This window comes from Paenibacillus sp. FSL K6-1318 (assembly GCF_037976905.1).
Classification (GTDB): domain Bacteria; phylum Bacillota; class Bacilli; order Paenibacillales; family Paenibacillaceae; genus Paenibacillus; species Paenibacillus amylolyticus_A.
Genome location: NZ_CP150270.1, coordinates 5,885,997 through 5,903,464, shown reverse-complemented (window position 1 = coordinate 5,903,464; position 17,468 = coordinate 5,885,997). Strand labels below are relative to the sequence as shown.

The following is a 17,468-nucleotide window of genomic DNA, read 5'->3' as shown; positions in this document are numbered from 1 at the left end:
AATTCAGGAATTGGATCATACTGGATATAAAGATCAAGATACATTGAAGGAGGTGCAGGGACTAATGTGGAAAAAAGGCATTTTAACTTTTACAGGATTGTGCGGTGCATGGTTCGGCTACACGGCATATCATCTGGCAGGAAAATCGGTCCCATGGATGGCAGAGTGGATTCAGTCAGCAGGATTACTGGGAGCTGGTATATCAACGCTGCTGGGAGCTGTAATGTTTATGGCTGTATGTAACATTGGTGGTACATTGGTGGCAGATAGGCTGCATAGTGGAATTGATTCATTGGCAAAAGTACCTATGAACGAACTGGCTGCAGGTGCCGCAGGTACCGTTGCAGGATTGCTCGTGGCCTTGTTGCTCTACCCTGTTGTGGGATGGATGGGGACGGCAGGAGAAGTGCTGCAAGTGGCGCTGACGGTGATTAGTGCCTATTCCGGCTACACCCTTGCCATGGCGAAGAAAGACGATCTGGGGGCCTTCTGGATGTCTGGGCGATGGGGGCATCCGGAGGTAGACGAGGATAGACGGATGGAAGAACATAAAATTCTGGATACCAGCGTTATTATCGATGGACGTATCGCTGATATATGTAAAACCGGATTCATTGAAGGCACAATCGTAATTCCCGAATTCGTTCTGGAGGAGCTGCAGCATATTGCCGATTCATCGGATCTGCTCAAGCGGAACAGAGGACGACGTGGACTGGACATTTTGAACAAAATCCAGAAGGAACTCGATGTAAAAGTTCTGATCTACGAGGGGGATTTCGAGGAAATCTCCGAGGTGGACAGCAAACTGGTTAAATTGGCTAAAGTGCTTCAGGGCAAAGTGGTCACCAATGATTTTAACTTGAACAAAGTGTGTGAACTCCAAGGTGTATCTGTACTTAACATTAATGATCTTGCGAATGCAGTCAAGCCAGTCGTTCTGCCAGGTGAGGAGATCATGGTGCAGATCATCAAGGATGGTAAGGAGCATGGTCAAGGTGTAGCCTATCTGGATGATGGCACGATGATCGTGGTGGAAGGCGGACGCGAGTATATCGGCATGATGATGGAAGTGCTGGTGACCAGTGTGCTGCAGACTTCAGCGGGAAGAATGATCTTTGCGAAGCCGAAACTGTTGGAAAAAGCCCAATAAAGCGGTATGATGGGTAGTGTATCGTTGAACGATAAACTGACAGACAAGGCAGGGATTGCGGCATGGATAAAGGGTGGGGCGTTGTCATTGTGGCAGCAGGTCGCGGTACCCGGATGGGGACGACCGAGAGCAAGCAGTTTCTGTTGCTGCAGGACAAGCCCGTTTTCATACATACGCTTGAGGTATTTGCTGCACTGGACGAGATCCACGAGATGGTGCTGGTCACAGGAGCTGCAGATGTTGAACGCTGCCAGGATTGGGTAAAAGAATACCAACTGGATTCACGTGTCCGTGTTATCCCCGGAGGGAAAGAGAGACAACATTCTGTCCATAAAGGCCTGAAGGCACTTGGGACGGATTGGGTTCTCGTTCACGACGGGGTACGTCCTTTTGTGAACCATGAGCAGATCAAGGGGTGCATGGAGGCCGCCATATCCGGTGGAGCGTCTGTACTGGCCGTTCCCGTGAAGGATACGATCAAACAAGTGAATGCGGAAGGAGTCGTTACGGCGACGCCAGACCGCAGCAGTCTGTGGAGCATTCAAACCCCGCAGGCTTTTCGTCTTTCTTCCCTGCTCTCCGCCTACGAATCAGCCGAGCAGGACGGATTTCTGGGGACAGATGACGCCATGCTGGCTGAACGTCAGGGAATGTCGGTCAAGGTTGTGGAAGGCAATTATACCAATATCAAATTAACGACGCCGGAAGATTTGGAATACGCCGCGTTTTTGCTAGGGGGAGAGAAGAAGCGATGATACGTGTAGGACAGGGATTTGATGTACATCAGCTGGTGGAGGGACGCCCGTGCATTATTGGCGGAGTAACGATTCCTTATGAAAAAGGACTGCTGGGTCACTCGGACGCAGACGTGCTGTTGCACGCGATTAGTGATGCCATTTTGGGTGCGCTGGCACTCGGGGATATCGGCAAGCACTTCCCGGATACCGATCCGGAATTCAAGGATGCCGACAGTCTGAAATTGTTGGAGCATGTATGGCAGCTTGTGAAGGATCGCGGATATAAGCTGGGAAATATCGACTCAACGATTATTGCCCAAAAGCCGAAGATGGCTCCTTACATCCCACAGATGGCTGAGGTTATTGCCAAAGCACTGGAAGCGGATGTAACGCAGGTGAACGTGAAAGCAACAACAACTGAGCAACTGGGGTTCCCGGGACGGGGAGAGGGCATTGCCGCTCAATCCGTTGTTTGCCTTGTACGTGTGTGATATCATCAATCAATTAGTAACGGAGGGGATCATATGAGCACGGAAATTCGTGTGCGTTACGCGCCGAGTCCAACGGGACACCTGCATATCGGGAATGCCCGTACGGCGCTGTTTAACTATTTGTATGCCAAACATAATAACGGTAAATTCATTATTCGTATTGAAGATACGGACGTGAAACGGAATATTGCCGGTGGTGAAGAAAGCCAACTGAAATACCTGAAATGGCTTGGAATCGAGTGGGATGAAAGTATTGACGTGGGCGGAGAATACGGACCATACCGTCAAACGGAACGTCTGGATCTCTATCGTAAATATACGCAGGAATTGCTGGATAAGGGTCTGGCTTACCGCTGCTTCTGTACGGAAGAAGAATTGGAGCAAGAGCGCGAGGAACAGTCAGCACGTGGAGAAACACCACGTTATTCGGGCAAACACCGTGACCTGACTCCAGAGCAAATTAGTGCGTTTGAAGCGGAAGGCCGCGTAGCGAGTATTCGTTTCCGTGTGCCGGAAGAGCGCACATATACGTTTGATGACATGGTTAAGGGCACAATTTCATTCAACAGCAAGGAATCCGGCGACTTCGTCATTGTGAAAAAAGACGGCATTCCCACATACAACTATGCCGTTGCTGTGGATGATCACTTGATGAAGATCTCCCACGTTCTGCGCGGGGAAGATCACATCTCGAACACGCCGCGTCAACTGATGATCTATGAAGCGCTCGGCTGGGAGCCGCCGCAATTCGGCCATATGACGCTGATCGTGAATGAAAATCACAAGAAGCTGAGTAAACGGGATGAGTCCGTTATTCAGTTCATTGAGCAGTATGATCAGCTCGGCTATTTGCCTGAAGCGATGTTTAACTTCATTTCCTTACTCGGCTGGTCGCCGGAAGGGGAAGAAGAGATCTTCTCGCAAGAGCAGCTGATCTCCATTTTTGATACGAAACGTCTGTCCAAGAGCCCGGCAGTATTTGATACCCACAAGCTGGCCCACTTGAACAACCACTACATCAAACATGCTGACCCGGAACGTATTGCCGAAATGGCCATTCCACATCTGCAAAAGGCTGGACGTATTTCTTCCGAGCTGTCTGCTGAACAAAAAGAATGGGCATATACGCTGGTACACTTGTACCAGGAGCAGATGAATTCTGCCTCCGATATTGTGGAATTGTCAGAAGTGTTCTTCCGTTCCAATCTCGAGCTGGAAAGCGAAGGAGAAGCAGTACTTGCGGAGGAGCAGGTGCCAACTGTACTGAAGGCATTTGCGGATAAAGTGCAGGCGAGCGAAGAGTTCACGCCAAGTAAAATGGCTGCATTGATCAAGGAAGTACAGAAAGAAACCGGCTTTAAGGGCAAACAGCTCTTTATGCCAATTCGTGTAGCCTTGACTGGACAGACGCATGGACGGGATTTGAATCAAACGATTGTGCTTCTGGGCCGTGATACGGTGATCGAACGTTTGCTTGCGCAAGTAAAATAAGTTTAATCGAGGATATTCCATTAAATTGGAATCTGAACACAGTCTTATGATGTATGGATTACGTAGGAGGCTGTTGTCAGTCTGAGGCCTTTTCGCTATAATAACAACACAACGAATAATTGATATGATTTATCTAATAGAACAGCAAAGATCGGGAGGAGTAGACTGACCCGGACAGATTCAGAGAGGATGGTCCCGCAGCAAAGGAAGTTTTCTTTGGTTGCGGTGGCTGTGAGCCATCCGCTGTCCATCAGTCGAAATGCGCCCGTGAGCTGCACAGCCGAATCCAGCCCCGCCTTTGTCATCTTGACATGGGAAAACGTTAGGATAGGTTGTGACGATTGGTTTCCGTTACCAAACCGCTTGAGGGCTCATTCTATTTGAGGATGAACCGAGCAGAGTGGGACCGCGATAAACGCCTCTGCAGCTAAATGCTGCAGGGGCGTTTTTTGTTTAGGCGAGTGTGCAGTACACTACCAAGGAACGCGCCGTCCGGTAAGCCGGAGGACGGGAACCTGAACAAGAGGGGAACGAGCATGTTCAAGAAGATCAGATCAGATATCCAGGTGGTGTTTGAAAACGACCCGGCGGCCAGAGGATGGTTTGAGGTGGTATTCACCTACTCAGGGCTGCATGCAATATGGGCACACCGGATCGCTCATTTTTTATACAAGCGAAGATGGTTCTCGGTTGCCCGGTTCATTTCGCAGGTTAGTCGTTTTATGACAGGAATTGAGATACACCCTGGAGCTACGATCGGAAATCGGTTGTTTATTGACCATGGAATGGGCGTCGTTATTGGAGAAACATGTGAGATTGGCGATGATGTCGTTATCTATCAGGGGGTTACCCTTGGCGGAACAGGGAAAGAAAAAGGAAAGAGACATCCGACCATTGGTAATAATGTGGTTATCTCATCCGGAGCCAAAGTGCTGGGTTCATTTAGCGTGGGGGATCAATGTAACATTGGTGCGAACTCCGTTGTACTTAAGGAAGTCCCTTCCAACAGTACCGTGGTAGGCATACCGGGTAGGATTGTTAAACAGGATGGTCGACGGGTAGATCGCCTCAGTCAACAGTTGCCCGATCCGGTCGTTGACTCCTTGCGCAGTATGCAACAAGAACTCGAACGATTGCAGCAAGAGATACGTACACTGCAGAATACCCGTGAAAATGAGACTGTGCGTGATACGTGATACAATAAATATAGGCAGTATAGGATGAAAGGATAAGTGACCATGACGCTTCAAATTTATAATACGATGAGTCGTACAAAAGAGGATTTTGTTCCCCAAGAGCCAGGGAAAGTAAAAATGTATGTGTGCGGACCAACGGTATATGATTACATCCATATCGGGAATGCACGCCCGGTTATCTTTTTCGACACGGTTCGCGGGTACCTGGAACAGACAGGACATGAAGTGAACTATGTGGTGAACTTCACGGATGTCGACGACAAGCTGATCCGCAAAGCAGAACAACTTGGAACAGACGTACCTCATGTCGCAGAGAAGTTTATTGCGGCCTATTATGAAGACCTTGAAGGACTGGGTATTCCGAAGGCAAGTAGCAATCCGCGAGTTACAGAGAACATGCCGCTCATTATTGATTTTATCCGTGAGTTGGTTGAAAAGGGATTTGCATATGAAAATGGCGGTGACGTCTATTATCGTACAGGCAAATTCAGCGAATACGGTAAACTCTCGAAACAAAACCTGCAGGAGTTGCAATTCGGAATCCGTGTAGGCGTGGACGAGCGTAAAGAGCATCCCGAAGATTTCGTGCTCTGGAAGGCAGCTAAACCAGGCGAGATCTACTGGTCCAGTCCTTGGGGTGATGGTCGACCAGGATGGCATATTGAGTGCTCCGCCATGGCTCGGGAGTACCTTGGGGATACACTGGACATACACGGGGGCGGACAGGATCTGCAGTTCCCGCACCATGAGTGCGAATGCGCCCAATCCGAGGTATTAACAGGCAAACCGCTTGCCAACTACTGGATGCATAATGGCTTTATCCGAATCGATAACGAGAAAATGTCGAAATCACTCGGCAATGGTGTTCTTGTAAAAGACTTGCGGAATCAATATAAACGCGAAGCGATTCGTTATTTCATGTTGTCTACCCACTATAGGAATCCATTGAACTTTACGGATGATACGATGGAGCAGGCACAGAACAGTGTGGACCGGATTGCGAATGCTGTAGGTAACTTGAACCATCGTCTGAATGCGGTGACTGTAGATCAGGATATTTCAGCAGAGTTTGCAGCAAGACTCGACCAAATTCGTCAGCAGTATCACGAGAAGATGCAGGACGATTTCAATACACCTGATGCAATTACAGCAATGTTTGAGTGGGCAGGGGAAGCCAACCAACTGTTGCAGCAAGAAGTAGTCAATGCTGCTGACATTCGTGCGCTCCTCGAGTTGTTCAATGAACTGAATGCTGTACTGCGCATCTATACTGACGCAGAGCCAGAACTTTTGGATGAAGAAGTAGAGCGTCTGATTGAAGAACGCGTAGAAGCGCGCAAGTCCAAAAACTGGGCAAGAGCGGATGAAATCCGCGATGAATTGTCTGCACGTGGTATCCTGCTTGAGGATACGGCGCAGGGCATGAGATGGCGGCGCAAATGAGCGAAGGACATTCAAATACACCAAAACAACAGGAGCAGGCTACAGAAGGAGGATGGTTCCCATATCCCCCTTCCAGACCTGCCAGGTTGATTCCTCCTATTGCACTGGCCTATATTGGTGATGCGGTATATGAAGTAGCTGTTCGTCAATATCTGTTGTCGAAGGCCAACATGCGTCCCAATCATTTGCACCGTAGTGCAACCGGATTGGTATCAGCGAAGGCACAGAGCCGCATACTTACAACTATCGAGGCTGAACTGACAGAAGAGGAACGGGATATCGTCCGGCAAGGGCGGAATGCCAAGTCGGGGAGTATCCCCAAAAATGCAGATGTTCTGGAGTACAGACATGCTACGGCTTTTGAATGTCTCATTGGATACCTCTACAGTAGTGGTCGTCATGATCGCATGATTGAACTGATCGGACTTGGCATTGAGCAAGCGGAACAACAATCGCCATCACCGACAAAAAAATAGAAATTTCAACAAAACAACGCATTACAGAGAGGATCGAACAACGATGGAAGAAGAATGGATCGCCGGTAAACACTCCGTGACGGAGGCGCTGCGTTCAGGCCGGACCATTAATAAAATATGGATTGCCGATACAGCACAGAAACATCTGACTCAACCTATTATCTCGGAAGCTAAAAAACTCGGTATTGTCATTCAACACGTGGACAAGCGTAAGTTGGACCAAACAGTACCAGGCATTCAGCATCAAGGGGTAGTCGCACAAGCGGCACCTTATGCTTATGTGGAGGTAGAAGACATTCTTGCCGCAGCAAAAGCGAAGAATGAGCATCCTTTCCTGATCCTGTTGGATGAGATTGAAGATCCTCATAACCTGGGGTCCATTTTGCGGACAGCAGATTGCACGGGTGCGCATGGTGTCATTGTACCCAAACGTCGCTCGGCAGCTGTAACAGTGACAGTATCCAAAACGTCAGCAGGCGCCGTGGAGTACGTACCAGTGGCTCGTGTGAGTAATCTCGGCCAGACTATCGATCGCCTTAAAGAAGAAGGTGTGTGGGTTGTAGGGACAGATGTCACGGCTCATGAAGGTGTCTTTGGTAACGGAGTCTTTACTGGCCCTGTGGCACTGGTAATCGGCAATGAAAACAAGGGAATGGGACGACTCATTCGTGAGAAATGCGATGTACTGATCAAATTACCGATGCAAGGTCAGATTAATTCCCTGAATGCTTCCGTGGCAGCGGGTGTTGTCATGTATGAAGTGCTCCGCTCGCGTCAAGCGCAGGAATAGAAGGTATGGCTGATTCCCGTGATGTGCTTCTTGTAGACGGGTACAACATGATTGGTGACTGGCCGGAGCTAACTAGACTGGCGGAAAGTGGGCTCGAAGAGGCGCGTAACAGGCTTCTCTTTCGGCTCGCTGACTATCAGGCGTTCTCCGGTCGGCGGGTCATTGTTGTGTTTGACGCCTACCTCGTGCCTGGACTCGGTAAATCCTTTACACAGAGCAAAGTACAGATCTATTTTACAAAGGAAAAAGAGACGGCGGACGAATGCATTGAGAGACTCGTACGGGAACTAAGCATGCGAAGACGCCAAATCTATGTGGCTACGAGCGATATGGTAGAGCAACATGTCATATTCGGACAGGGAGCGCTACGCGTATCTGCAAGGGAATTGCTGATTGAAGTCGAGCAGAACGAAAAAGAATTAAAGAAACGACTGGAAGAAGATCAGGCGAAGACAACTCGTAATACACTCGGGGGCAAGTTAAGTCCCGATATATTGAAAGAGTTTGAGCGATGGCGGCGGGAATAACAGTACGCTTTTTACAATATTTAGAATATTGAAAGTCTTGACATTTATGTTATTGATGTTCTTTTTTAGGCAGAGCGTGGTTGACGGTGTGAGGTGCCATCATATATACTGATCGTATATTTCATAGAGTAGAGTAACGGGGTACCTTGCGTTGCAGCCGGAGGGATTGTCTGTGAGTGTCGACCTCAAAGATATCATGTTATCCAAGTATGATTACCAAAGTGACGAAGACATTGTCGAAGCTTTCCGTGAAGGCGAAAGCGAAGCGTTAGAGTTTTTGATTAACAAATATCGTAACTTTGTACGCGCCAAGGCAAGATCTTATTTTCTGATTGGGGCAGACCGGGAAGATATTATTCAAGAAGGAATGATTGGCCTCTACAAATCCATTCGAGATTTCAAAGGGGACAAGCTGGCTTCGTTCAAGGCTTTTGCCGAACTGTGTATTACAAGACAGATCATCACGGCGATTAAGACAGCAACACGTCAGAAACATATTCCGCTTAATTCTTATGTATCTCTGGACAAGCCTATTTATGACGAAGAGTCTGATCGTACGTTACTCGATGTGATTTGTGGAACCCAGGTCAGTGATCCGGAAGAACTTATCATCAATCAGGAAGAGTTTGTGGGCCTGGAAGATAAAATGTCCGAGATTCTGAGTGATCTGGAACGTAAAGTATTGATGTTGTATCTGGACGGGAGATCTTATCAAGAGATTGCAGTAGATTTGGACAGACATGTGAAGTCCATTGATAATGCACTACAGCGCGTGAAGCGCAAGCTTGAAAAGTACCTGGAAGTTCGAGATAATTAAACACATGTTGTCGTTGACGGAAAAGGCTCGGTGTTTGAGTCTTTTTTTAGTGTCTCAAGTTTATAAAATCAAAGAATGTTTATACTAGTAATCGCTCGGTCCATGCAGGAGAAGAGAAAAACAGAGATGTGAAACGAGAGTACGTTGTACGGAAGTAATACCCAGTGAATGAAAGGCTATTCTTTCATTGACATGGTTATACCCTTGTGATAAAGTGTTTTAGGTAGGCCTAAATTTATGGCTTTTTTTCAGGATCAATTTAGAGACTCTGCTTGAATGTGGAAGTCTTCGGGAGGTGTACATCATGCGGGTAATTATTACTTTGGCTTGTACTAACTGCAAACAAAGAAATTACACTACGACAAAAAACAAGCGTAATCACCCCGACCGCATGGAGATGAAGAAATTTTGCAAGTTTTGTAACGAGCAGACTTCTCATCGCGAAACCAGATAGTTTTTGGAGGTGTCGGCGTGAAACGAAGTTTCAAATCTCTGATTTCCTTTTTCTCAGAAAGCTGGGCTGAACTTAAAAAAGTTCGCTGGCCTAATCGTAAAGAGCTGACCAACTACACATTGATCGTACTTGGTACTGTTGTGGTTATGACGCTGTTTTTTTGGGTCATTGACATTGGCATCTCCTTTGTGATCGAAGCGATTATTTAAGAAGGGTTCCGGTGGCTTGATATGGAAAAAAGATGGTACGTCGTTCATACCTATTCAGGGTATGAGAACAAGGTCAAAGCCAATTTGGAAAAACGCGTAGAGTCTATGGGCATGGAAGACAAGATATTCCGCGTTCTTGTTCCTATGGAAGAAGAAGTGGTAAACAAGGACGGTAAGAAAAAAACCGTTATGCGTAAAGTTTACCCTGGTTATGTCTTGGTGGAAATGGTACAGACGGATGATTCTTGGTATGTTGTTCGCAACACACCAGGTGTTACAGGATTTGTCGGTTCGACAGGTTCTGGGTCCAAACCAACTGCTTTGTTGCCTGAAGAAGTGGAACAAATTCTGAAGCACATGGGTATGGTTGAACCTAAGCCGAAAATTGAGTTCGATATTAAGGAATCCGTACGTATTAAAGTCGGTCCTTTTGCGAATTTCGTAGGCTCCGTGGAAGAAATTTTGGTAGACAAAAGCAAGTTGAAAGTGCACGTGAACATGTTTGGACGGGAAACACCGCTTGAGTTGGAATACACGCAAGTGGAGAAGATATAGTCTCTTCAAGTTTCTTGTGGGAGGGTTGAAAAACCCGTTAACCACTATTTTGCAAGGAGGTGTCAATCATGGCGAAAAAAGTTATTAAAATGGTAAAACTGCAGATTCCAGCAGGTAAAGCAAACCCAGCACCACCAGTAGGTCCAGCTTTGGGTCAAGCAGGTGTCAACATCATGGCATTCTGTAAAGAATTCAACGCTCGTACAGCTGATCAAGCGGGATTGATTATTCCAGTTGAAATTTCTGTATTCGAGGACCGTTCCTTTACTTTCATCACTAAAACTCCACCAGCAGCAGTTCTGTTGAAAGTGGCAGCTAAAGTTGAAAAAGGATCCGGCGAACCGAACAAGAAAAAAGTTGCTACTGTTAAACGTGATGCGGTTCGTCAAATCGCAGAAACAAAAATGCCTGACCTGAATGCAGCAGACGTTGAGTCCGCTATGCGTATGGTCGAAGGTACTGCCCGCAGCATGGGTATCACCATCGAAGACTAATTTTCATAAGAAACATGGCTTCGTAAAACCGGTCGATTCGCGACCGGTTGATGTGGGAGGTATATCCGCTAACACCACAAAGGAGGAATAAAACATGGCTAAACACGGTAAAAAATACCTGGAAGCTGCTAAGCTGATTGACAGCGAAGCAACTTACGAGCCTTCAGAAGCTGTAGAGCTTGTGAAAAAGGCAGCTACTGCAAAATTCGATGAAACAATCGAAGCGGCAGTTCGTTTGGGTGTAGACCCTCGTAAGCAAGACCAGGCTGTACGTGGTGTTGTTGTCTTGCCACACGGCACAGGTAAAACACAACGCGTATTGGTATTTGCAAAAGGTGACAAAGCGAAAGAAGCGGAAGCGGCTGGCGCGGACTATGTTGGTGATGCAGACATGATCAACAAAATCCAACAAGGCTGGTTCGAATTCGACGTCTGCGTAGCGACACCAGATATGATGAGTGAAGTAGGTAAATTGGGCCGACTGCTCGGCGGTAAAGGTCTGATGCCTAACCCTAAAGCCGGAACGGTAACTTTCGATGTAACTAAGGCTGTTCAAGAAATTAAAGCCGGTAAAATCGAATATCGTCTGGATCGTGCAGGTCAAATTCATGCACCGATTGGTAAAGCTTCTTTCTCTTCTGAGCAACTGAATGAGAACTTTAAAGCTCTCATGGAAGCTCTGAATCGTGCTAAACCAGCGGCAGCAAAAGGTGTTTATCTGAAGAATGTTAGTCTTTCTTCCACGATGGGCCCTGGCGCACGCGTGAACGCAGCAGCTTTTAGATAATATCTCTTGACAGGCTTGTCCTGTTTTTGATAAGATATAAAAGTTGTGAGTCCGAGTGACTGACCGTTGACATTTGAATATGCTTGCCGTAGACAGTAGGTGCCATTTGGCTTAATTTCCTGCCGAGGTGTGATTATAGAACTTAGAACGATGCAAATCGATGATGAGTATATATCAAGCCTTCGTGATTCTACGGAGGCTTTTCTTAATGGGATAAATTTGATCAGGAGGTGTACAGATTGGCAAACGCAAAAGTGATTCAAGCAAAACAAGAGTCCGTTGATGCAGTAACAGCAAAATTGCGCGAGAGCGTTACAACTGTTGTTGTTGACTATCGCGGATTGAACGTTGCCCAAGTAACTGAGTTGCGTAAGCAACTTCGTGAAGCAGGGATCGAATTCCAAGTGCTGAAAAACTCGTTGCTTCGCCGTGCAGCTGCAGCAGCAGAACTGACAGAACTCGATAGTGTTCTTACAGGTCCTACTGCAATTGCATTCAGCGTAGATGACGTTGTGGCTCCAGCTAAAATTCTGAACGACTTCGCGAAAAAGAACGATGCACTGGAATTGAAAGGTGCAGTTGTAGAAGGTCGCGTAATCGGAGTACAAGAAGTTAAAGCATTGGCAGAACTGCCATCCCGCGATGGTCTCCTCTCCATGCTCCTCAGCGTGCTTCAAGCGCCAGTGCGCAACTTCGCGCTTGCGGTTAAAGCAGTTGCGGAAAAAGAAGAACAAGGCGCGTAAGCAACTTGATCTGAATGCTGCTTAGGTGGCAAATGAATTAAAAAAAATAATATTATATATGGAGGTTCACTCATGAGTAAAGAGCAAATCTTGGAAGCAATCAAAGGCATGACTGTACTGGAATTGAACGATCTTGTTAAAGCAATCGAAGAAGAATTCGGCGTAACTGCTGCAGCTCCAGTAGCTGCTGCAGGTGCAGTAGCTTCTGCTGAAGCTGAGCAATCCGAGTTCGACGTAATCTTGACTAACGCTGGTGCTTCCAAAATCAACGTTATCAAAGCAGTTCGCGAAATCACAGGTCTTGGCCTGAAAGAAGCAAAAGAACTGGTTGACAACGCTCCAAAAGCATTGAAAGAAAAAGTTGCTAAAGAAGAAGCAGAAGCGGTTAAAGCTAAGCTTGAAGAAGCTGGCGCTACAATCGAAGTTAAATAATTTAGCTTTTATAAGCTAGATGAACAAAACAACAAACCCCTTGACTTATATCAAGGGGTTTGTTGCTGTAATTGTAAATGGAAAGTGAGTGAGGGCATGTCCAATCATTATTATTCGGACAAACCGCAAGTAGCGCATGATCGCAGAGCAACTGAAGCGGTTCTTCGCGGATTCAGTCTGCGATTCGTGACAGACGCCGGTGTGTTTTCCAAAAACGGAATCGATTATGGCAGCAGAGTATTGATTGATGCGATAGAGTTGCCATCAGGGGCTCATGTTCTCGATGTGGGTTGCGGGTATGGGCCGATGGGCCTTACAGCAGCCAAACTTGTACCGGATGGGCATGTCACCATGATCGATATCAACGAGAGAGCCGTTGAACTTTCCAGGGAAAATGCAAAAGTGAACGGAATTAGCAATGTCACGGTATTACAAAGTAATCTACTGGCTGAAGTAAAAAAGCAAAATTTTGACGTCGTACTTACCAATCCGCCTATACGGGCTGGGAAAGAGACGGTTCATACTATTTTCGAACAGGCACATCGCCATCTGAAGGTAGGCGGTTCGTTGTGGATTGTCATTCAGAAGAAACAAGGGGCCCCGTCAGCGAAAGCAAAATTGGAATCTTTGTTTGGAAGAGTGGAAGAAGTGACGAAGGATAAAGGCTATCGGATTTTTAAAGCGGTGAAAGCGGAAGATACATCTACCAAAAGCTAAATCAGAGTTTGTAAAGTAAGCAGGGGATCATTTTTTTTGCAATAGGACTATTGACTTGAAATTCAGGCCGTGGTATTATTGTAAAATGTCAGTATTAAGATGCCCTACTTGGCTTTAGCTAACTAAAAATGTCAACCTTTTTTTACGCCGAACGGGCTTATTATGCCTACGTTTGGCGTATAATATGTACATTTTGGGCAAACTGGGGATAAGAATGATTTGGAAAGACATCCGCCGATCAAAGTTGCTCTTTTTTCGAACGACATTTCGAGTAAGGGCTTTTCTTTATTTGTGGATGCATTGCTTTGCTCTGTATGTGTACCATTATAAGGTTACAAACAGAGGTTCGCAACGAAATTTTTAAAGTGAGTAGACATTGAGGGGTGAGTTTAAGTTGGCAGGACATCTTGTTCAATATGGTCGACGCACTCGGCGCAGTTATGCACGAATTAACGAGATACTCGAAGTTCCGAACCTGATTGAAATCCAACAAAAATCCTATGATTGGTTTTTGGAGGAAGGGTTGCGCGAAATGTTCCAGGATATCTCGCCGATCCAGGATTTTACAGGTAACTTGATTTTGGAATTTATCGATTACAGTCTCGGTGAACCGAAGTATACAGTAGACGATGCGAAAGAGCGTGACGTTACGTATGCAGCACCGCTTCGGGTTAAAGTCCGGCTCATTAATAAGGAAACCGGCGAAGTCAAAGAGCAGGAAGTATTCATGGGAGATTTCCCGCTGATGACCAACACGGGCACATTTATTATTAATGGTGCGGAACGGGTTATTGTCAGCCAGTTGGTTCGCTCTCCTAGCGTTTACTTCAGTACCAAAGTAGATAAAAACGCCAAAAAAACGTATACCGCTACAGTTATTCCTAACCGCGGCGCTTGGTTGGAACTGGAGATGGACGCGAAGGATGTTGTTTACGTCCGGATCGACCGTACACGTAAAATACCAGTTACGGTTCTCCTGCGTTCACTTGGTTTTGGCACAGATGCTGAGATTCTGGATCTGCTCGGTAATGACGAATATATCCGCAACACACTGGACAAAGACAACACGGATTCAACGGAGAAAGCACTCATTGAAATCTATGAGCGTCTTCGTCCGGGCGAGCCGCCAACGCTTGATAACGCGAAAAGCTTGCTCGTAGCGCGTTTCTTTGATCCAAAACGTTATGACCTGGCTAATGTAGGTCGTTACAAAATGAATAAAAAGCTTCACATTAAAAACCGTTTGTTTAACCAGCGTTTGGCTGAGTCACTTGTTGACGCAGAAACAGGCGAAATTATTGCTGAAGCAGGTCAAATGGTGGATCGTCGCTTGTTGGATGAAATCATGCCGTATCTTGAGAAGAGCGTTGGTTTCCGCACGTATCACGTGGGTAACGGCGTTCTGGATGCTAATGAAATCCCTATGCAAACGATTGATGTGTTCTCACCAACTGAAGACGGTAAAGTGGTCAAACTGATTGCCAATGCAAACATTGACAAGTCCGTTAAAAACGTGACTCCGGCGGATATTATTTCCTCCATCAGTTATTTCCTTAACCTTCTGCAGGGAATTGGTAGCACGGATGATATCGATCATCTGGGTAACCGTCGTTTGCGTTCGGTGGGTGAACTCCTGCAGAACCAGTTCCGTATCGGTTTGTCCCGTATGGAGCGTGTGGTTCGTGAGAGAATGTCCATTCAGGATGCTAACGTAATTACACCACAGGCATTGATCAACATACGTCCTGTTATTGCATCGATTAAAGAGTTCTTTGGTAGCTCTCAATTGTCACAGTTTATGGATCAAACGAACCCACTGGGTGAGTTGACTCATAAACGTCGTTTGTCCGCACTCGGACCCGGTGGTTTGACGCGTGAGCGCGCAGGTATGGAAGTGCGTGACGTCCATCCATCCCACTATGGCCGGATGTGTCCAATCGAGACTCCAGAGGGACCAAACATCGGTTTGATCAACTCCTTGTCAACATTCGCCCGTGTAAATGAATATGGCTTCATTGAAGCTCCATATCGTTGGGTTGATCCGAAGACAGGTATTGTAACCGAACAAATTGATTACCTGACAGCGGATGAAGAGGACAACTACGTCATCGCACAAGCGAATGCGAAGTTGAACGAAGACGGTACATTTGAAGAAGAAGCGATCATTGTACGTTACAACAAACAGTCGGATAACATCCTTACGATGCCGAGTGAGCGAGTTGACTACATGGACGTATCTCCTAAACAGGTTGTATCCGTCGCTACAGCGCTGATCCCGTTCCTTGAGAACGATGACTCCAACCGTGCACTCATGGGATCAAACATGCAGCGGCAGGCGGTTCCACTCTTGATTCCTAAAGCACCACTTGTAGGAACAGGTATGGAACACAAAGCTGCAAAAGATTCTGGTGTATGTATTGTCTCCGATTATGACGGAATTATTGAACGTTCTTCTGCGAACGAGATTTGGCTCCGTCGTGTTGAAGAAGTGGACGGTCAGGAAGTTAAAGGCGATATCGTTAAATATAAATTACACAAATTTATGCGTTCGAACCAAGGAACATGCATTAACCAGCGTCCGATTGTCAAAAGAGGTGCCGCTGTCAAAGCTGGCGATATCCTCGCTGATGGTCCTTCAACGGAAATGGGTGAATTGGCTCTGGGACGTAACGTCGTTGTTGCCTTCATGACTTGGGAAGGTTACAACTACGAGGATGCGATCTTGCTTAGTGAAAAACTCGTTAAGGAAGATGTATACACATCCATCCATATCGAGGAATATGAGTCAGAAGCACGTGATACTAAGCTCGGACCTGAAGAGATCACACGTGATATCCCTAACGTAGGGGAAGAAGCGTTGCGTAACTTGGATGAGCGCGGTATTATCCGCATCGGTGCTGAGATTAGCGCTGGCGACATTCTGGTTGGTAAAGTAACACCTAAAGGTGTGACAGAGCTGACTGCAGAAGAACGTCTCCTGCATGCGATCTTCGGTGAGAAAGCACGTGAAGTACGTGATACTTCCTTGCGAGTACCACATGGTACTGACGGTATCGTAGTAGACGTGAAAGTATTTACCCGTGAAAACGGTGATGAACTGCCTCCAGGTGTTAACCAACTCGTTCGTGTATATATCGCTCAAAAACGGAAAATTTCCGAGGGTGATAAAATGGCCGGACGTCACGGTAACAAAGGGGTCGTGGCCCGCATCTTGCCGGAAGAAGATATGCCTTTCCTGCCAGACGGTACACCGGTTCAGATCGTTCTTAACCCACTGGGCGTACCTTCCCGGATGAATATCGGTCAAGTACTCGAGGTTCACTTGGGTATGGCGGCGATGCAACTGGGTATTCACGTAGCAACTCCTGTATTCGATGGAGCGAAGGAGTATGACGTCTTCGATACGATGGAAGAAGCAGGAATGCAACGTAATGGTAAAACCGTCCTGTATGATGGTCGTACAGGTGAAGAGTTTGAACGTGAAGTTACCGTAGGTGTCATGCACATGATCAAATTGGCACACATGGTTGATGATAAAATCCATGCCCGTTCCACGGGTCCTTACTCACTTGTTACGCAACAGCCATTGGGTGGTAAAGCCCAATTCGGTGGACAGCGTTTCGGGGAGATGGAAGTATGGGCGCTTGAGGCATACGGTGCTGCTTATACACTGCAAGAAATCTTGACTGTTAAGTCCGATGATGTTGTTGGTCGGGTTAAAACGTATGAATCCATCGTCAAAGGCGAGAATGTTCCGGAACCAGGCGTTCCTGAATCATTCAAAGTATTGATCAAAGAGCTGCAAAGCTTGGGTATGGACGTTAAGATTTTGAGTGAAGATGAGCAAGAGATTGAAATGAGAGAAATGGACGATGAAGATGACGCTGCGAGCGATAAGCTCAGCCTCAACCTTGAGGGTACAGAGGTCGGAGCGGAATAAACCGCTTCGAGCGCATGAT

General features: G+C 46.7%; 19 protein-coding genes and 1 other annotated feature. All 19 genes read left to right on the top strand.

Going from position 1 to position 17,468, the window contains the following annotated elements; translation table 11 throughout:
- Nucleotides 1-64: 64 nt before the first annotated feature.
- Nucleotides 65-1,150: a PIN/TRAM domain-containing protein gene (locus tag NYE45_RS26500; protein ID WP_340014578.1), complete on the top strand. Its 1,086-nt coding sequence runs from the start codon at nucleotides 65-67 to the stop codon at nucleotides 1,148-1,150.
- Between the two features lie 62 nt (nucleotides 1,151-1,212).
- Nucleotides 1,213-1,905 (top strand): 2-C-methyl-D-erythritol 4-phosphate cytidylyltransferase, encoded by a 693-nt coding sequence (ispD, locus tag NYE45_RS26495; RefSeq protein WP_340014577.1) that lies wholly within the window; start codon nucleotides 1,213-1,215, stop codon nucleotides 1,903-1,905.
- Nucleotides 1,902-2,378 carry a 2-C-methyl-D-erythritol 2,4-cyclodiphosphate synthase gene (gene ispF, locus NYE45_RS26490; protein ID WP_017692052.1) on the top strand — a complete coding sequence of 159 codons (477 nt, stop codon included), beginning with the start codon at nucleotides 1,902-1,904 and terminating at the stop codon, nucleotides 2,376-2,378. Before ispD ends, ispF begins: the two co-directional genes overlap by 4 nt.
- A 33-nt stretch (nucleotides 2,379-2,411) precedes the next feature.
- Complete coding sequence (gltX, locus tag NYE45_RS26485; RefSeq protein ID WP_076334125.1) at nucleotides 2,412-3,869, top strand: glutamate--tRNA ligase; 1,458 nt, start codon at nucleotides 2,412-2,414, stop codon at nucleotides 3,867-3,869.
- Nucleotides 3,870-4,405: 536 nt separating this feature from the next.
- The gene (gene cysE / locus NYE45_RS26480) at nucleotides 4,406-5,065 is read left to right on the top strand and encodes a serine O-acetyltransferase (protein WP_340014576.1); all 660 of its coding nucleotides are present in this window, start codon (nucleotides 4,406-4,408) and stop codon (nucleotides 5,063-5,065) included.
- A gap of 42 nt (nucleotides 5,066-5,107) precedes the next feature.
- A complete protein-coding gene (cysS, locus tag NYE45_RS26475; protein ID WP_062836201.1) occupies nucleotides 5,108-6,508 on the top strand; it encodes a cysteine--tRNA ligase in 1,401 nt (466 codons plus the stop codon).
- Complete coding sequence (locus NYE45_RS26470) at nucleotides 6,505-6,984, top strand: Mini-ribonuclease 3 (RefSeq protein WP_340014575.1); 480 nt, start codon at nucleotides 6,505-6,507, stop codon at nucleotides 6,982-6,984. Before cysS ends, NYE45_RS26470 begins: the two co-directional genes overlap by 4 nt.
- A gap of 43 nt (nucleotides 6,985-7,027) precedes the next feature.
- On the top strand, nucleotides 7,028-7,774 hold the full coding sequence (rlmB, locus tag NYE45_RS26465; protein ID WP_017692057.1) for a 23S rRNA (guanosine(2251)-2'-O)-methyltransferase RlmB: 747 nt from the start codon (nucleotides 7,028-7,030) through the stop codon (nucleotides 7,772-7,774).
- Nucleotides 7,775-7,779: 5 nt separating this feature from the next.
- The gene (locus tag NYE45_RS26460; RefSeq protein WP_340014574.1) at nucleotides 7,780-8,301 is read left to right on the top strand and encodes an NYN domain-containing protein; all 522 of its coding nucleotides are present in this window, start codon (nucleotides 7,780-7,782) and stop codon (nucleotides 8,299-8,301) included.
- Between the two features lie 172 nt (nucleotides 8,302-8,473).
- Nucleotides 8,474-9,118: an RNA polymerase sporulation sigma factor SigH gene (gene sigH / locus NYE45_RS26455; RefSeq protein WP_017692059.1), complete on the top strand. Its 645-nt coding sequence runs from the start codon at nucleotides 8,474-8,476 to the stop codon at nucleotides 9,116-9,118.
- Nucleotides 9,119-9,422: 304 nt separating this feature from the next.
- On the top strand, nucleotides 9,423-9,572 hold the full coding sequence (gene rpmG, locus NYE45_RS26450; RefSeq protein WP_072735843.1) for a 50S ribosomal protein L33: 150 nt from the start codon (nucleotides 9,423-9,425) through the stop codon (nucleotides 9,570-9,572).
- A 17-nt stretch (nucleotides 9,573-9,589) separates the two neighbouring features.
- Nucleotides 9,590-9,781, top strand: a complete 192-nt coding sequence (gene secE / locus NYE45_RS26445) for a preprotein translocase subunit SecE (RefSeq protein WP_017692060.1) — start codon at nucleotides 9,590-9,592, stop codon at nucleotides 9,779-9,781.
- 21 nt (nucleotides 9,782-9,802) lie between these two features.
- Nucleotides 9,803-10,336, top strand: a complete 534-nt coding sequence (gene nusG, locus NYE45_RS26440; RefSeq protein ID WP_024633599.1) for a transcription termination/antitermination protein NusG — start codon at nucleotides 9,803-9,805, stop codon at nucleotides 10,334-10,336.
- A 68-nt stretch (nucleotides 10,337-10,404) separates the two neighbouring features.
- On the top strand, nucleotides 10,405-10,830 hold the full coding sequence (gene rplK / locus NYE45_RS26435; RefSeq protein ID WP_017692062.1) for a 50S ribosomal protein L11: 426 nt from the start codon (nucleotides 10,405-10,407) through the stop codon (nucleotides 10,828-10,830).
- A gap of 94 nt (nucleotides 10,831-10,924) precedes the next feature.
- Entirely contained in the window at nucleotides 10,925-11,617 is a 693-nt protein-coding gene (rplA, locus tag NYE45_RS26430) for a 50S ribosomal protein L1 (protein ID WP_017692063.1), read from the top strand.
- Between the two features lie 68 nt (nucleotides 11,618-11,685).
- Nucleotides 11,686-11,833: a sequence feature (ribosomal protein L10 leader region), on the top strand.
- 23 nt (nucleotides 11,834-11,856) lie between these two features.
- Nucleotides 11,857-12,360: a 50S ribosomal protein L10 gene (gene rplJ, locus NYE45_RS26425; protein ID WP_062836175.1), complete on the top strand. Its 504-nt coding sequence runs from the start codon at nucleotides 11,857-11,859 to the stop codon at nucleotides 12,358-12,360.
- A gap of 72 nt (nucleotides 12,361-12,432) precedes the next feature.
- The gene (rplL, locus tag NYE45_RS26420; protein ID WP_062836176.1) at nucleotides 12,433-12,792 is read left to right on the top strand and encodes a 50S ribosomal protein L7/L12; all 360 of its coding nucleotides are present in this window, start codon (nucleotides 12,433-12,435) and stop codon (nucleotides 12,790-12,792) included.
- Nucleotides 12,793-12,888: 96 nt separating this feature from the next.
- The gene (locus NYE45_RS26415; protein ID WP_340014573.1) at nucleotides 12,889-13,509 is read left to right on the top strand and encodes a class I SAM-dependent methyltransferase; all 621 of its coding nucleotides are present in this window, start codon (nucleotides 12,889-12,891) and stop codon (nucleotides 13,507-13,509) included.
- Between the two features lie 394 nt (nucleotides 13,510-13,903).
- Entirely contained in the window at nucleotides 13,904-17,449 is a 3,546-nt protein-coding gene (gene rpoB / locus NYE45_RS26410) for a DNA-directed RNA polymerase subunit beta (RefSeq protein WP_062836178.1), read from the top strand.
- The last annotated feature ends 19 nt before the right edge of the window (nucleotides 17,450-17,468 follow it).

Excerpts from the sequence above, each read along its gene's own strand:
- cysE (WP_340014576.1), top strand. The coding sequence starts at position 4,406 with ATGTTCAAGAAGATCAGATCAGATATCCAGGTGGTGTTTGAAAACGAC.
- nusG (WP_024633599.1), top strand. The coding sequence starts at position 9,803 with ATGGAAAAAAGATGGTACGTCGTTCATACCTATTCAGGGTATGAGAAC.
- NYE45_RS26415 (WP_340014573.1), top strand. The coding sequence starts at position 12,889 with ATGTCCAATCATTATTATTCGGACAAACCGCAAGTAGCGCATGATCGC.
- rplL (WP_062836176.1), top strand. The coding sequence starts at position 12,433 with ATGAGTAAAGAGCAAATCTTGGAAGCAATCAAAGGCATGACTGTACTG.
- ispF (WP_017692052.1), top strand. The coding sequence starts at position 1,902 with ATGATACGTGTAGGACAGGGATTTGATGTACATCAGCTGGTGGAGGGA.
- NYE45_RS26500 (WP_340014578.1), top strand. The coding sequence starts at position 65 with ATGTGGAAAAAAGGCATTTTAACTTTTACAGGATTGTGCGGTGCATGG.
- rpmG (WP_072735843.1), top strand. The coding sequence starts at position 9,423 with ATGCGGGTAATTATTACTTTGGCTTGTACTAACTGCAAACAAAGAAAT.
- rlmB (WP_017692057.1), top strand. The coding sequence starts at position 7,028 with ATGGAAGAAGAATGGATCGCCGGTAAACACTCCGTGACGGAGGCGCTG.
- rplA (WP_017692063.1), top strand. The coding sequence starts at position 10,925 with ATGGCTAAACACGGTAAAAAATACCTGGAAGCTGCTAAGCTGATTGAC.
- NYE45_RS26470 (WP_340014575.1), top strand. The coding sequence starts at position 6,505 with ATGAGCGAAGGACATTCAAATACACCAAAACAACAGGAGCAGGCTACA.
- rplK (WP_017692062.1), top strand. The coding sequence starts at position 10,405 with ATGGCGAAAAAAGTTATTAAAATGGTAAAACTGCAGATTCCAGCAGGT.
- gltX (WP_076334125.1), top strand. The coding sequence starts at position 2,412 with ATGAGCACGGAAATTCGTGTGCGTTACGCGCCGAGTCCAACGGGACAC.
- cysS (WP_062836201.1), top strand. The coding sequence starts at position 5,108 with ATGACGCTTCAAATTTATAATACGATGAGTCGTACAAAAGAGGATTTT.
- NYE45_RS26460 (WP_340014574.1), top strand. The coding sequence starts at position 7,780 with ATGGCTGATTCCCGTGATGTGCTTCTTGTAGACGGGTACAACATGATT.
- ispD (WP_340014577.1), top strand. The coding sequence starts at position 1,213 with ATGGATAAAGGGTGGGGCGTTGTCATTGTGGCAGCAGGTCGCGGTACC.